Origin of the sequence: Chroococcidiopsis sp. CCALA 051, assembly GCF_003015105.1 — a bacterium.
Taxonomy (GTDB): Bacteria; Cyanobacteriota; Cyanobacteriia; order Cyanobacteriales; family Chroococcidiopsidaceae; genus Chroococcidiopsis; species Chroococcidiopsis thermalis.
On the sequence record NZ_PYCI01000090.1, the window covers coordinates 15,077 to 28,261 of the forward strand.

A 13,185-nucleotide genomic window follows, 5' to 3' on the forward strand; every position below is an offset into this window, starting at 1 on the left:
AGTGACAGAGCAGCTAGCGTTCGTACTGGAGGCGCTTGGGCGGTTATTATGAGGAATCAGTTTGTAATGAGAATTCAATTCGGTTAATTATGCGGCGAACAGTATCTAGAGCCTGGCTGAAGGAAGGTCGTTCAGTCTCGGTAGCGTAAGACATGCCGACGACGAAATGCTCGTATTCATTTGCATAAATTAAATCGTCTTCTAGACAAAGCAGCATCCTTCGCAAACGCTCTATCGGTGATACTGTTGAAAGATTGAGATCTCGATCTCGTCGTGCATCTTCTGCTAAAAGCAGAACAACTAGATTTGGGAAGTTTTCATATGCACTGATATATTCTTCTAACGCCGTTAGGTCGTGCAGGTGGCGGATGAGTGTCGGATCGTCACCTTTGCTGCCACGCTGTCGCGACAGCACGCGCCAAGTCAAAGCGCTGAGTTTGTCGGCAGCTGTTTCTACGGGCGAGACGCAAGCGATTGAGGTAACTTCAGGACTTTGCCGCATAGCCTGGGCGATGAAGGATTGCAAAGGTCTTTGTTCAAACGGCAGAGCTGGCGGCTTAAAAGTGATTTCTAGTCTGATATGAGGGCGTAGTGCTAGTGCTGGTGCAAAGTTTTGCCGATAAGTCATTTGACAGTTGAAGAAGCGCCCTTGATTGCGGCTTTCAATGTCCTTATCGTCAAGCAGCCAGTCGGGACTGCCCTGGCGGATTGATTCAACGAGCTGGCGGCGGTAATTGCGGCATTCGTTGCGGTTAAAGCCAGTCGCTGGAAGCACAACCTTGAAATCCAGATCTTCGGAAAAACGCTGTATCAAACCATATCCTTTTGACAAGCTGGTGCCGCCGGAGAACACCAGCCGCATCGCAGAATTATTGACGGCATTCAAGGCAGCCACCAGCCGCATGGCGTGCCAGTCTTTTTCAATGAAGGATGCATCTACGCCAAGGTCAGCGGCAAGCAGTTGCACCAGCTCTGGATTAGGAGATGCGTTCAAAGGTTACGTACTTCCCGTCATATCCGATCTGGCGCGCCACGCGCCCTTTGATCCCAACGACTCGCCCAGTTGGAATTTGAGTCGTCTGACCCTCGTTATAAGCTCGATCGTAGCTTGAGAGAGCCACTTCCACCTTCAGTTTCTTCAACGCTTCGGTTGCTAAGTCACGCAGTCCTTTTCGGGGGACTGCACGGTTTGACAAGGGCGAGACAGATGCTTTGGCGTAAAGACCGTAGCCAATTTTCACCAGCTTGCCTTTTACCACTAATTGGCGGAGACTGCGACCAACTTGGTCGTAATCCGCCAGATCGTCAAAGTCCTTACGCATGAAGACCTCACCTTTACTACGCCCAATGCGGGAGGCGATTCGGTCTTCTAAAGTATTAGAATTTCTCATCGCGTCCTTCCCAAGCAGGAGTTTGGCAAAAATACGACATTTATATCTTACCAAAATACGACAAATTTTTTCCTTAATTTAATAGGGGCAAATAAATTCATCCATTTGCAAAAGAAACGAGCGACACAAACAGCAAATTTTTCACTGGCTCGCTCTATGGCAACTGCTCGCTTTCTACGATGCCAGCAGGGGTGGAGAACTGCTGGCAACAATCTATATCTGCCTAAATTTACTCAAATCTAAACAGAGTTAACTCTTGCAACACTTGGTTCCCTATCTAGGGCAAGCTCTCACAAGCTACTCCATCACGGTCGCGGCTAATTTTCTTTACCTGCTGCACAGCACGCTGGTAAAAGCTACCGAGCGCCTGTTTCTGACTTGCTCTCCCCAAGGCTTCTGAACCAGTTCAGGACTGTGGATACACCCCACCGAATCTTATCTTATAGTGATTGTCTTTCCCTGAGTGCGAAAGCTTAACGTGTTACCATCACCCACCCTAACTACCGTAGGTAAAGCATTAGGTAAAGCATTTTGTGTTCCTGCTGCAACGAGAACTACCAGCAGAGAGAAAATAAATAAGAGTAGCGCTTTCATACGGGGAGCGAAAATTCTCCCTGTTATGCTTCTCTATGTAGCTTGTTGAGGAAACTTTTGTTCGTTCGCTAAATTCACTAGATAAACAAATATTAATTAATGCTAAAAGAGCCTCTCCAGCTTTTGAATATCAGTTACCCTCTTGTCAGTTATCATCACTAACTTTATGTCAACGGTAATTATTCAAGCCAAATCGAGCGACATTCTTACAACGGCAAGGAATTTCTGCTGGTTCGACTAAGCTAGCACGGGTTCGAGCTTCAAGCAGTTCATCTCTAACCGATCGTCCTGTGGCAACACGATCTATTGGAGTTTAGAGCAACTAGAACAAGTATTTAACTAAATCGATGCTCGTTGGGAAAAATCGAGCTAATCAAAAATTAGCAGTGAAGTGCAAAAAGTTGAGGAAGTTGAGGGAACAATGAAAGTGAGATTGAAATGAAGTCCGCGATCGCTTTCAAACAATTAATGTATGAAACTTGAGGATATTTCTCAGTTTTTTACAGCTGGGCCGCCGATTTATTTAAGAATCGAACAGGCAGTTTGTTACGTGCTGTCGGTTCTGCTTGCTGAGGAATCTTATGGGACTCGGCTGATTCAAAAGCTAGAGTCCGAATACCCTCACTACCGTCTTTCCGATACAGTGCTGTACGCGGCGCTTTCATTTCTGGAAGCAGAAAGTGCGTAAGCGTTGCTGAACGAAGTTATCGCTTCTCGTTGGCAAAAAGTAGATAGATGGGCGCGGTCGTCCGAGGCGGATGTATTCGGTCAGCCCCGAATGGCTTGATAAGGCACAAAAACTAGCCGAAGAGTGGACGAATAGCGTTACCCAACAACCCCAAGTGTCTACAGATGTTGCCGTGTGATAATGCAGCAACCCCAGAGATAAACCCGTTAGAAGAACGCGCATCTATGCGACCATCCCATCTCAAACATCTCAACTATTCAATTATTTGACGCTGCCAGAACCAACACGCGCATCACAAAGCAACCACCCACTACCTAGGAGGCGATCGCGCTTGAAAAACTCACCACACAACCCACTACCACAAAACTCCCGATCGCAAAATTCATCACCGCCCGTCACCCGTTGGGAACTGATTGACGCGATCTCCAAACTCTACGTCATTGGGGACGAGCCAAGTCAATTGAGAAGTACTCTCAACAAATCTAGGAAGCGTTGTTGAGAGTAGTTGCGACAATCTGATTCAAGCTGTTTAGGAGTCTAGGTTTGAGCTATTTGTTTTGACTTGACGAAATACCGAAAACATCAAGTCACTCTTTGCCGTAGGATAGTAATTGTGAAGTAAATCTAAACTCAAACTCACAAGTGAAGATCAAAGGCAACGGACGCGCTAAGATCCTGACTCAAGCCGAACTGGAACGCTTATTTACACGCGGCTTCCTCACCTCTAGAGACAAGCTGTTATTCGCGATCGCTTATTACTGCGCTTGTCGCATCAGTGAAGTGCTGGCGCTCACGGCTGAAGATTTAGCGGGTAGTGTGGTGACGCTGCGTAAATCTACCACCAAGGGCAAGATTGCCACGCGCACTCTGCCTTCACACCCAAAGCTACAGGGATATTTAGCAGCTTACGATCCACCGTCTGGTCTGTTATTTCCAGGACGCAATGGAGACAAGCCACTCACCAGAGCAGCTGCCGATCTGATCCTCAGAGCTGCTTGCCAGCGAGCGAGGATTAGAGGTGCTTCGACTCATTCATTTCGCCGCACAGCACTCACGAGTATGTCTAATGCTAACGTGCCGATCCGCGTGATTCAGGAAATATCGGGACACAAATCGCTCACAGCTCTTCAGCGTTATCTAGAGGTGAAGCCAGATCAGGTAGAGTCGGCGATCTCTTTGTTAGTTTAGTTTACGCTCTGGCGCTTAGTATTACAGTTGTAGATAAGTTAAACTAGATTGATAAGTAAATACAGTTTAGCAATGCTCGACACATCCAAGGTGTTTCTAACAGGTGTTGCGTTAGAAGCCCTGTCCGAATGGAGTGGTACTCTCAAGACATTTCAGCAAAAACTGGGCAAGCACTTTGCTCGTGCTGAAGCGCGCCTTGCAGCCTTCGACTATATCCAGGCACTACTAAGCTCGGTTGAGCGGAAGAATGGATGGCAAATGGCAGAACAGGTAGGACACAATAGCCCATACCGTTTGCAACATTTACTAGGTCGAGCAGCCTGGGATGCCGATGCTGTATGTAACGAGGTTCGTTCATATGTTGTGGAACATCTTGGCAATCACGCGGCGATCTTAGCAGTGGATGAAACGGGGTTCATTAAACAAGGGCAACAGTCTGTTGGAGTACAAGTGCAATATTGCGGTAGTACTGGGCATATGGAAAATTGTCAAGTTGGCGTGTTTCTCGCGTACATCAGCCCTCACGGACACAGCCTGATTGACCGAAGATTGTACCTACCGCAGTCTTGGGCAAGTGATAGCGCAAAACGGGCAAAAACAGGTGTTCCAGAATCGGTTGAGTTTACCACCAAACCGATGCTGGCACGAGCGATGCTCGAATCAGCGTTTGATGCAGGAATAAGTCCTGCCTGGGTCGTTGCTGATGAGGTGTACGGCAGTGATGGCAAATTTTGGTGGTGGCTAGAACAAGAATACCAACAAGCCTACTTACTCACAGTTGGGGTGAAGCAATCAGTGACCATCGGTTGGCAGCAGCATCGTGCTGGAGATTTAGCGACATCCCTTAGCCCAGAGGACTGGCAGCGACTCAGTTGTGGCTTGGGAACAAAGGGCGAACGCTACTACGATTGGGCAAGAATTGAAGTGAATTGTTGCAACGACCACGACTTCAAACGCTGGCTGTTATTTCGTCGCAACCTGAACGCTCCCGACGATCCACGTTCCATCACGTACTACCAAGTCTATGCACCTGCCGATACTTCGTTAGATACAATGGCAACGGTTGCCGGACAACGATGGCGTATCGAAGAGTGCTTCAAAATTGCCAAAGACCAATTAGGTTTGGGTGAATACGAAGTTCGCTCTTGGCATGGTTGGCTACGTCACATGACCCTGGTGTTGGCTGCTCAAGCATTTCTGGTTGTGTTGCGTCATCAGACAGAACCTCTAGTCAATGCCCAAAAAAACTGGACGATGCCTTCAAACAGCAACAGTCTCGCCCAGTTCAAAGCGATGCGAGGGCTTTAATTCCCTTGAGTCTGCCAGAGATGCGGCGATGGTTGTACAGATTACTGTTTCCCACGGCTTGGCGACTTGAGCATATCCTACATTGGTCATTTTGGCGACGCGCTCATCAAGCGACCGCACGTTATTGGCATTATCAAAAACGAGCTTGTCTCTCATCCATGTAAGTACAACTGTAATACTTAGCCATCCGAATAGTTCGTCTGCTGTGAGTTGCATAGCTACTAAATCGGGAACGGGTAGAACTTGAGTAGGTTCTTGTAACAGTTGCGGTTGCTGTCCTAGCGGGTAAACTAAAAGCGATCGCTCGTCAGGATCGACTAGCCATCCCATTTTGCTACCGTGACCCAGACAATGAAGAATATTCCCAGTTACCTTAGTTTGGCTTTGGTCTGGGGAGAGAATTTCTATCGTCCAGTCTGGAGCAGCCTGAAATACATTAGCAACGTCTCCATTTTCATCTACGGGAATTCTATCCCAGGCAAACACGGCTACATCTGGTACGATTGAGCGATCGCCGAAGGTACAACGTAGTTCGGGAAAAGCGAGTGCTATTCGTTGCGGTTCAGCTACTGCATTGATTGCTGTGACGAGTCTTCCTTGTAACCTACTATGTTTTCCTTGAGGCATTGGTTTTTGAATAATTCGTCCGTCAATATACTCGCTAGCTGGTTTAGTTTCTGGTAGCTTCAGAAACTTTTCTAAAGTCATTTCTACTGCTATCTGTGCCATGCTGTACTCCTAGTAATAGCAATATCTGCTTTATTTGCGATCGCTAAACTTGAATTATGTCGAAGGTATCGCGATCGCCAAGGTAATAAAATCGTAAAAAATCTCAGTTCTAAATCTTGTTGTCGATATTTTTCTAGTAGGATTTACTGGGATTCTCTAGCTAGTTCATTACTTGAATTACATACATTATTGACGACTATTTTTGTCTGCTTAAGTGCTTCCATTAAAACTGCACCAGCGCCAAAACTATCATATGGAGTTGGTAATTCATAGGTTTTGAAGGTTTCTAAGGGCGCAATATCTTTTACCACATCTAAATCTTCTGCTAAAATCCGAATCAGCTTAAGTTTTTCTGTTGCAGAGAGCTGTTGGATAGCAGGCAATAATTCAGCTAATGTCATAATATATGCTTCTGGATTTCAAAGCTTATACTTACTATTTTACCAAAGCTATTACAAATATAAGAGAGCGATCGCAAAAGTCGATATACTTCCCTAAAAGCGATAACTCCGTTAAGCTTCGCGCTTCGCATTTTTGGCACATATTAAATCAAAAGTAGTCGTCAGATTAAAACCTACGACTACAAAAGTAAAATCTATTTATGCAAACTAGAGAAGATTATGCATCTACTTAAAAGGATTTACAATCGTCAGTCGTCGCTCGATAACTAGATTATCTTGCATATCTTCTGAATACAGAATATCAGCATTTGCAAATAAGGCAGTAGCAACAATCAAACCATCCCAAAATGACAAGCTGTAGCGACTTCGTAAATCAGAAGCATTTATAAGAATGTCGCTAGTTAACTTAACTACAGCAACTCGGTTATAGAAAGATTGAATAACTTGCTGGATTTGTTCCTCTTTAAATGCAGCTTTCCTAAGTAATACAGAACAAGTTTCATTTATAACTTGAGTACTGACAATACCATTGACGTTATTAGTTAACGCGATCGCAGTAGATCGTTTTCTAACCTCAATAGCCTCGTTAGAATTTGGATCGGTAGTTAAACGGTAAAGCCAAACATTAGAATCAATAAAACAAAGTGGCTCGTCCATCATTTATCGCTCGTGCATTTCTTCTCGCGAAATTGTGCGAATTCCTGAAATTGAAACAGGATTTTGTGCTAGCTCATCCATGATATCGAATGGAGTTGTTTGTTTTCTAGACTGCTTCAATATAACAATCTTTACAGTAGCAACTTCTGATAATTCTTGCCGATATTCTTCAGGAATAACAATATTGCCATTTTCAACTTTGGCTTGAAATTCAACGCTAGACACGTTCAATCCTCCCAGGCACTATACTACTTCCTGTTCTCAGCATAACCGATCGCCTGAGAGCGCGATCGCACAAGCTGACATACTCCCCCAAAAGCAATCGCGTTTTTGGTATATATCAAAAGTAGCCGTAAGGTTAAGACCTACGGCTACATGAATAAATCTGCCTACGTATACTAGAGAAAATTTTATATTCTCCAATCTGTATATTTAGGTTTTGTTAACCAGATAATTTAAAATATACGCTTTTGCCACCAAGGAGTATTTTCTATGTCACTTCGGAGACTTTGGATTACCTGTTGAAGTTCTTGAATATCATCAAGTATGTTTTCTTTGTACAAGAAACTTATTGCTTTTTGCAAATCTTCGACAGCCTCTTCTTTATCTCCTTTTTCAGCTCGTGCATAACCACGTTGAATATATGCATTTGTACATTCAGAGTCGAGTTTAATAACTTTGTTGAAATCGGCAATGGCTCCTCGAAAATTACCTTGCTCACTACGGACACATCCACGCGCAAAGTATGCATCAATACAGCCACGTTGAATTGAAATAATCTGATCGTAATCTGAAATTGCTTTATCGTACTTTTTTAATTCTGTATAAGAGTAAGCTCTGCTAAAATAGACATCAATATTGTGACTGTCAATACTAATTGATTTATCCAAGTCTTGGATTGCTCTTTGATAATCTTTTAATTCAGCAAAAACATCACCGCGCTGAAAGTATGAATTAGGATCGCTAGGATTAAACTTAATGACTTGGGTAAAATCTGCAATCGCTCCTTTGAAGTCTTCTAATTCTGAACGTAGACAACCTCGAATGCTATATGCCTCAACGCAGTCAGGATTTATTTCAATAACTTTGTTGTAGTCTGTAATTGCATTTTTATAGTTTTCTAGCGATACATACGCATTACCTCTTGCAAAATAGATACTAGCGTCAGTAGGATCGAGTTCAATACTCTTCGTAAAATCTGAAATTGCGGCTTTGTAATTTTCTTGAGAAAGCAGAATGTATCCTCGATTTAAATAAGCATCAACATAGTTAGGTGCAAGTTGTATTGCATAAGTGTACTCTGTTACTGCTCTTTGATAGTCGCCAGTATCGGAAAGTATACACCCTCGTAAAAAATAAGCATCTGCATATTGAGGATTAATTGCTATAGCTTGAGAAAAGTCTTCAAAAGCCTCTGTGTATTGACCGTTTTGAAGTTTTTCTATTCCCTGATTTAAACAATCTTCTTCGCTTCTAAATCCATCGAGAAAACTAGAAAAAACTCCCGCAATCCCTTGAGCAATATTTCCAGCAATTAAGCCTGCACCTTGAGCAGTTTTCTTAACTGCTGACTCACCTTTAGCACCAGCTTTTGCTCCAATTGCTAAAGCAATAGGTATTGCCAGAGGAGCAGTAAGACCCAGACTTCCAATTGTCGCCAAAGCTCCCACAGCCCCTATAGCAGATCCTACTATGTTTTTGGGAATTAATTCATCATTTCCAATTGCATCTATAGATGCTTCAACAATAAATTCTGGTAAGGTCATCGTATTCTCTTCAAAATATTAGGAATTACTTTTAAGCATCTGCATATTGAGTGCTTTTGTACTTGGTCAAACAAGCCTCATACATCTGCTCTACTTAGAGTACCCATTTGAATAAGTAATTTCGCAAATTTTAAGGAAAACAATTATCTTTCCATTATTAGCGATTACCAAATCTCAAGGTTTTGAAAAAATTTTATTTGAGCGATTGTATGATATTAGTAATAAAGCTCTAATGCCATCAGTGAAAACCAGGAATTCCATCAAATATTATTAAAGTTTCTAGTAAAAAATTTTCCGAAGATAAATTTTGTATAAATTGATTCAGAATCTTTTCAATCGCCTGGTTCCAAACCAACTGGATTAAGTAAATCTGCCCACCAAATCTCGCCGCGATACACTACCAATCCTCAAGCGGTAGAGACATATATTGCATTTTTTCCATCACTGGATCTAACTCTGAAGTCTCTTTAGAATAAACTTCGTTCAGTTTCACTAAAATTTGTTCTTTGTTATATCGTCGCAAATATGCTTTCAATGCTTCAGTATAAAGTTCGCTCCGAGATATTCCTAATTGTTGAGCCAGTGCTTCAGCCTGTTCAAAAATTGCATCTGGAAGAGAAATAGCGGTTTTCACAACTAACTCCTCAAGTAGTCGATTTATCTCAGTTATACCAGTTTCATACTCTAAACTGCTAAGACAAAGATGTTGTTTCACATTTGATTCGCTCATTCGACAGAAGACAAAAGCCTTACATGAACTACATTTTCACTTTTTGACTTTTAACTTTTGATTTTTGACTTGCTTAGCACCTGTAACCCGTATTCCGCTACACTACATTGATGCTGCCCTCATAGCCCATCCATGTCAGACTCCCAAAGCATTAGTGCTGCTGTCGCTAAACTCTACGATACTTATCCCTTTCCTCCAGAACCGCTACTTGACGAACCGCCCCCTGGCTATAACTGGCGCTGGAATTGGCTAGCCGCTTATAGCTTCTGTACCGGACAAAAACCGCAAAAACAAAATATCCGCATTCTCGATGCTGGCTGCGGTACGGGGGTAGGAACGGAATATTTGGTTCACCTCAACTCACACGCCCAAGTTGTAGGAATCGATTTGAGTGCGGGTGCTTTGGCTGTGGCACGGGAACGCTGTCAGCGATCGGGTGCAAATCGCGTGGAATTTCATCACCTGAGTTTGTACGACGCAGAACAGCTACCAGGCGAATTTGATTTAATTAATTGTGTAGGCGTACTGCACCACTTACCCGATCCGATACGCGGGATTCAAGCCATTGCATCTAAACTAGCCCCAGGTGGAATCATGCACATCTTCGTGTATGGAGAATTGGGGCGCTGGGAAATCAAATTAATGCAACAGGCGATCGCACTCCTGCAAAATGACAAACAGGGCGATTATCGCGATGGCGTACAAATTGGTAGAAAACTATTCGCTTCTTTACCAGAAAACAATCGTCTTGTCAAACGCGAAAAAGAGCGGTGGGCAATGGAAAATCAGCGAGATGAATGTTTTGCAGACATGTACGTTCATCCCCAAGAGATTGACTACAATATTGATACATTATTCGATTTAATTGATGCTTCTGGACTAACTTTCTTAGGCTTTTCTAATCCGAATTTCTGGCAATTAGAGCGACTTTTGGGCAAAGATCCGACATTAATGGAAAGAGCAAGCGGATTGAGCGATCGCCACACATATCGTTTAATCGAACTATTAGATCCAGAAGTTACCCATTACGAATTTTTCTTAGGTCGTCCACCGCTACCGCAAGCCGATTGGTCGTTAGATGCAGCCCTACTCGCAGCCATTCCCGAACTGAATCCTTGTATAGACGGCTTTCCGAGTCGCTGCTTGTTTAACTACGACTACCAAATCGTTAACTTAACAGAATCAGAACTGGAATTTCTACAGGCTTGCGATCGCAAGTTAACAATAGGTGAAATTTTAGCTAACGTAGAACTGGGGTTGGAGGGAGTGCGATCGCTCCTTTCCCAACAACTCATCATACTTTCGCCTGGTTAACTCTTTTTTAAGTATTGTTACCGCAACGTGGTATGATTCTACGTGGCTCATCAGAGTCGAAACATTAGCGTCAGCGTCATTTGCGAGTTTCTGTGAACTTGTCAGACGAATCAACAACACCAACACCTGCAATTGAGGAATCTCAACCTGGTTCCACTACCACACAACAAAAGACTTCCTCAATGCAAGAGTTCTATCAACTCTTCCAAGGATTACTGTCAATCACCCTTGGATTGACGGGGGTTATTTTTATCTCTGTGTGGATTTTCTATTCCCTCAACACTGCCCTGAACTATTTGCTCGGAGCAGTCACAGGTATGGTTTACTTAAAAATGTTGGCTAGAGATGTCGAGCGGCTAGGTCAAGAAAAAAGACAACTGAGTAAATCTCGGTTTGCCATATTTATTGGGGTGATTGTAGTCGCAACTCAATTGCGTCAACTACAGATTCTACCGATATTTTTGGGGTTTCTGACTTACAAAGCCACGCTGATCTTCTATACGATTCAATCTGCTTTCATTCCTAACTCTAAATAAGTTAGGAAACCGCAAAATTAATCGCCCCATTCTCGCTTTTTGGGAAAACTGCTTGAATGCAAATGCTTAGCGTCACAAACACCTTTAATTTATTCCCTCTTGCCTCGTTGGAAGTAGGTCAACATTTTTTATGGCAATTGGGCAATCTCAAAATTCATGGGCAAGTTTTTCTCACCTCGTGGTTTGTGATTGGCATTCTAGTAGTTGCTTCGATAGCAGCTACTCGGAACATCCAGAAAGTCCCTAGTGGTATCCAAAATTTAATGGAATACGCGCTAGAATTCATTCGGGATTTGACCAAGAATCAGATTGGTGAGAAAGAGTATCGTCCTTGGGTTCCATTTATTGGCACGCTATTTCTGTTTATTTTCGTATCGAATTGGTCTGGTGCTTTAATTCCCTGGCGGTTGATTAAGTTGCCATCAGGTGAATTAGCCGCTCCAACTAACGATATTAATACAACAGTAGCGCTGGCGTTGTTAACTTCTTTAGCGTACTTTTACGCGGGTTTTAGCAAACGCGGTTTAGGGTACTTTAAAAAGTATATTGAGCCAACGCCAATTCTGTTACCGATCGCAATTTTGGAAGATTTCACCAAACCTCTTTCCCTAAGCTTCCGACTATTTGGTAACATTTTAGCGGATGAATTAGTAGTAGCGGTTTTAGTTCTACTCGTACCTCTGTTTGTACCTCTGCCAGTGATGGCATTAGGTTTGTTTACTAGTGCGATCCAAGCCCTGGTTTTTGCTACCCTCGCAGCAGCATACATTCATGAGGCGATGGAGGGTCATGGTGGTGAAGAACATGAGGCTCATTAGAGCAACTCATGATGAAGTCAGAAAGTCGGAAGTCAGAGTTAATTGATAACTGACAACTGAAAAGAAAGTTTGTTGTGTACTCAAAGTAAGGAAAATCAAGATGGATCCATTAGTTTCTGCTGCTTCAGTTCTAGCTGCCGCATTAGCAATCGGTTTAGCTGCAATCGGTCCTGGTATCGGACAAGGAAATGCTGCGGGTCAAGCAGTAGAAGGTATTGCTCGTCAACCCGAAGCAGAAGGGAAAATTCGCGGTACTCTGCTGTTGACTCTCGCATTCATGGAATCGCTAACCATTTACGGTCTGGTAATTGCCCTAGTATTACTGTTTGCTAACCCCTTTTCCTAAAACCTAAATTCTTATCTTTGTAGAGACGTTCTTAAGAGCGTCTCTACAACTGAGTGAGAACTTTTTTCAATCGGATCGCGTGTAAATTGCCTCTCAAACAACAGAGGATTTTTAGAATATGAAAGGGTGGATGATGTTGCTTGGCATGAAAACAGCCATTCAAGCCAGAGGGGAGAAATAATGTTTGATTTTGATGCTACCTTGCCCTTAATGGCGTTGCAGTTCCTACTGTTGGCATCTGTATTGAATGTCATTTTCTACAAGCCACTAACAAAGGCACTGGACGACCGCGATAATTACGTCCGCACGAATAATGTTGAAGCAAAAGAACGTTTGGCGAAAGCAGAGCGATTAGCAAAAGAATACGAGCAGCAAATAGCAGATGCTCGTCGTCAATCGCAAAAAGTTGTTGCCGACGCTCAAGCAGATGCACAAAGAATAGCGGCGGAAAAAATAGCAGAGGCACAAAAAGAAGCCCAAGCACAACGAGAACAAGCAGCTCAAGAAATTGAGCAACAACGACAAGCAGCTATGGCTTCGTTGCAGCAACAGGTAGATGCCCTCAGTCGCCAAATCGTAGAAAAGCTGTTAGGAACAGTAACCAGTTAAACAGTGACCAGTGACCAGTGACCAGTAACCAGTGAATTCTAACTTCTGACTCCTGATTTCTGATAACTGACAACTATGTACAGACGTTACATGTAACGTCTCTACACTGA

At 43.3% G+C, this 13,185-nt stretch carries 16 protein-coding genes and 2 pseudogenes; 8 read left to right on the forward strand and 10 right to left on the reverse strand.

Translation table 11 applies throughout. From position 1 onward, the window contains the following. Positions 1 to 46 precede the first annotated feature (46 nt). From C7Y66_RS20155 to C7Y66_RS31235, 3 genes are all read right to left on the reverse strand, one after another. A complete protein-coding gene (locus tag C7Y66_RS20155; RefSeq protein WP_199197534.1) occupies positions 47 to 904 on the reverse strand; it encodes a nucleotidyl transferase AbiEii/AbiGii toxin family protein in 858 nt (285 codons plus the stop codon). Between the two features lie 73 nt (positions 905 to 977). Continuing rightward, positions 978 to 1,391, reverse strand: coding sequence for a hypothetical protein (locus C7Y66_RS20160; RefSeq protein WP_106546965.1), 414 nt, complete (start codon positions 1,389 to 1,391; stop codon positions 978 to 980). A gap of 435 nt (positions 1,392 to 1,826) precedes the next feature. Then, on the reverse strand, positions 1,827 to 1,985 hold the full coding sequence (locus tag C7Y66_RS31235; protein WP_158265962.1) for a hypothetical protein: 159 nt from the start codon (positions 1,983 to 1,985) through the stop codon (positions 1,827 to 1,829). A gap of 472 nt (positions 1,986 to 2,457) precedes the next feature. On the opposite strand from C7Y66_RS31235, the pseudogene C7Y66_RS33460 reads away from it, so the two are divergent. Further along, positions 2,458 to 2,851, forward strand: a pseudogene (locus tag C7Y66_RS33460) (PadR family transcriptional regulator). 83 nt (positions 2,852 to 2,934) lie between these two features. Here the strand turns inward: C7Y66_RS33460 and C7Y66_RS31240 are convergent. Continuing rightward, complete coding sequence (locus C7Y66_RS31240) at positions 2,935 to 3,102, reverse strand: hypothetical protein (protein ID WP_158265963.1); 168 nt, start codon at positions 3,100 to 3,102, stop codon at positions 2,935 to 2,937. Positions 3,103 to 3,315: 213 nt separating this feature from the next. Here C7Y66_RS31240 and C7Y66_RS20170 point away from each other — a divergent pair, with 213 nt between their 5' ends. Both C7Y66_RS20170 and C7Y66_RS20175 read left to right on the forward strand, forming a co-directional pair. Beyond that, positions 3,316 to 3,861, forward strand: a complete 546-nt coding sequence (locus C7Y66_RS20170; RefSeq protein ID WP_106546966.1) for a site-specific integrase — start codon at positions 3,316 to 3,318, stop codon at positions 3,859 to 3,861. 72 nt (positions 3,862 to 3,933) lie between these two features. Further along, positions 3,934 to 5,169 carry an IS701 family transposase gene (locus C7Y66_RS20175; protein ID WP_106546967.1) on the forward strand — a complete coding sequence of 412 codons (1,236 nt, stop codon included), beginning with the start codon at positions 3,934 to 3,936 and terminating at the stop codon, positions 5,167 to 5,169. A 174-nt stretch (positions 5,170 to 5,343) separates the two neighbouring features. On the opposite strand, the pseudogene C7Y66_RS20180 reads toward C7Y66_RS20175, so the two are convergent. From C7Y66_RS20180 to C7Y66_RS20205, 6 genes and pseudogenes are all read right to left on the reverse strand, one after another. After that, positions 5,344 to 5,898 (reverse strand): annotated as a pseudogene (locus C7Y66_RS20180) (Uma2 family endonuclease); the annotation flags it as partial. 143 nt (positions 5,899 to 6,041) lie between these two features. Beyond that, complete coding sequence (locus C7Y66_RS20185; protein ID WP_106546968.1) at positions 6,042 to 6,299, reverse strand: hypothetical protein; 258 nt, start codon at positions 6,297 to 6,299, stop codon at positions 6,042 to 6,044. Between the two features lie 225 nt (positions 6,300 to 6,524). Then, positions 6,525 to 6,959: a PIN domain-containing protein gene (locus C7Y66_RS20190; protein WP_106546969.1), complete on the reverse strand. Its 435-nt coding sequence runs from the start codon at positions 6,957 to 6,959 to the stop codon at positions 6,525 to 6,527. Then, positions 6,960 to 7,181, reverse strand: coding sequence for a hypothetical protein (locus C7Y66_RS20195; protein ID WP_106546970.1), 222 nt, complete (start codon positions 7,179 to 7,181; stop codon positions 6,960 to 6,962). It abuts the gene before it with no gap. Between the two features lie 230 nt (positions 7,182 to 7,411). After that, positions 7,412 to 8,722, reverse strand: coding sequence for a tetratricopeptide repeat protein (locus tag C7Y66_RS20200; RefSeq protein ID WP_106546971.1), 1,311 nt, complete (start codon positions 8,720 to 8,722; stop codon positions 7,412 to 7,414). Positions 8,723 to 9,119: 397 nt separating this feature from the next. After that, positions 9,120 to 9,356 carry a ribbon-helix-helix domain-containing protein gene (locus C7Y66_RS20205; RefSeq protein WP_106546974.1) on the reverse strand — a complete coding sequence of 79 codons (237 nt, stop codon included), beginning with the start codon at positions 9,354 to 9,356 and terminating at the stop codon, positions 9,120 to 9,122. 228 nt (positions 9,357 to 9,584) lie between these two features. Here C7Y66_RS20205 and C7Y66_RS20210 point away from each other — a divergent pair, with 228 nt between their 5' ends. The 5 genes from C7Y66_RS20210 to C7Y66_RS20230 all read left to right on the forward strand — a co-directional run bounded on the left by C7Y66_RS20210 (position 9,585) and on the right by C7Y66_RS20230 (position 13,075). Next, on the forward strand, positions 9,585 to 10,766 hold the full coding sequence (locus C7Y66_RS20210; protein ID WP_106546972.1) for a bifunctional 2-polyprenyl-6-hydroxyphenol methylase/3-demethylubiquinol 3-O-methyltransferase UbiG: 1,182 nt from the start codon (positions 9,585 to 9,587) through the stop codon (positions 10,764 to 10,766). Between the two features lie 92 nt (positions 10,767 to 10,858). Continuing rightward, positions 10,859 to 11,302 carry an ATP synthase subunit I gene (locus C7Y66_RS20215; protein ID WP_106546973.1) on the forward strand — a complete coding sequence of 148 codons (444 nt, stop codon included), beginning with the start codon at positions 10,859 to 10,861 and terminating at the stop codon, positions 11,300 to 11,302. A 56-nt stretch (positions 11,303 to 11,358) separates the two neighbouring features. Then, positions 11,359 to 12,120: a F0F1 ATP synthase subunit A gene (gene atpB, locus C7Y66_RS20220; protein ID WP_015156240.1), complete on the forward strand. Its 762-nt coding sequence runs from the start codon at positions 11,359 to 11,361 to the stop codon at positions 12,118 to 12,120. 100 nt (positions 12,121 to 12,220) lie between these two features. Next, complete coding sequence (gene atpE / locus C7Y66_RS20225; protein ID WP_008233924.1) at positions 12,221 to 12,466, forward strand: ATP synthase F0 subunit C; 246 nt, start codon at positions 12,221 to 12,223, stop codon at positions 12,464 to 12,466. Between the two features lie 180 nt (positions 12,467 to 12,646). Continuing rightward, positions 12,647 to 13,075: a F0F1 ATP synthase subunit B' gene (locus C7Y66_RS20230; protein WP_015156239.1), complete on the forward strand. Its 429-nt coding sequence runs from the start codon at positions 12,647 to 12,649 to the stop codon at positions 13,073 to 13,075. Positions 13,076 to 13,185 lie beyond the last annotated feature (110 nt).

Bases quoted from the DNA above. Each gene is read 5' to 3' on its own strand.
- C7Y66_RS31235 (WP_158265962.1), bottom strand. From the start codon at position 1,985: ATGAAAGCGCTACTCTTATTTATTTTCTCTCTGCTGGTAGTTCTCGTT.
- C7Y66_RS20185 (WP_106546968.1), bottom strand. From the start codon at position 6,299: ATGACATTAGCTGAATTATTGCCTGCTATCCAACAGCTCTCTGCAACA.
- C7Y66_RS20210 (WP_106546972.1), top strand. From the start codon at position 9,585: ATGTCAGACTCCCAAAGCATTAGTGCTGCTGTCGCTAAACTCTACGAT.
- C7Y66_RS20175 (WP_106546967.1), top strand. From the start codon at position 3,934: ATGCTCGACACATCCAAGGTGTTTCTAACAGGTGTTGCGTTAGAAGCC.
- C7Y66_RS20190 (WP_106546969.1), bottom strand. From the start codon at position 6,959: ATGATGGACGAGCCACTTTGTTTTATTGATTCTAATGTTTGGCTTTAC.
- C7Y66_RS20200 (WP_106546971.1), bottom strand. From the start codon at position 8,722: ATGACCTTACCAGAATTTATTGTTGAAGCATCTATAGATGCAATTGGA.
- atpB (WP_015156240.1), top strand. From the start codon at position 11,359: ATGCAAATGCTTAGCGTCACAAACACCTTTAATTTATTCCCTCTTGCC.
- C7Y66_RS20160 (WP_106546965.1), bottom strand. From the start codon at position 1,391: ATGAGAAATTCTAATACTTTAGAAGACCGAATCGCCTCCCGCATTGGG.
- C7Y66_RS20155 (WP_199197534.1), bottom strand. From the start codon at position 904: ATGCGGCTGGTGGCTGCCTTGAATGCCGTCAATAATTCTGCGATGCGG.
- C7Y66_RS20230 (WP_015156239.1), top strand. From the start codon at position 12,647: ATGTTTGATTTTGATGCTACCTTGCCCTTAATGGCGTTGCAGTTCCTA.
- atpE (WP_008233924.1), top strand. From the start codon at position 12,221: ATGGATCCATTAGTTTCTGCTGCTTCAGTTCTAGCTGCCGCATTAGCA.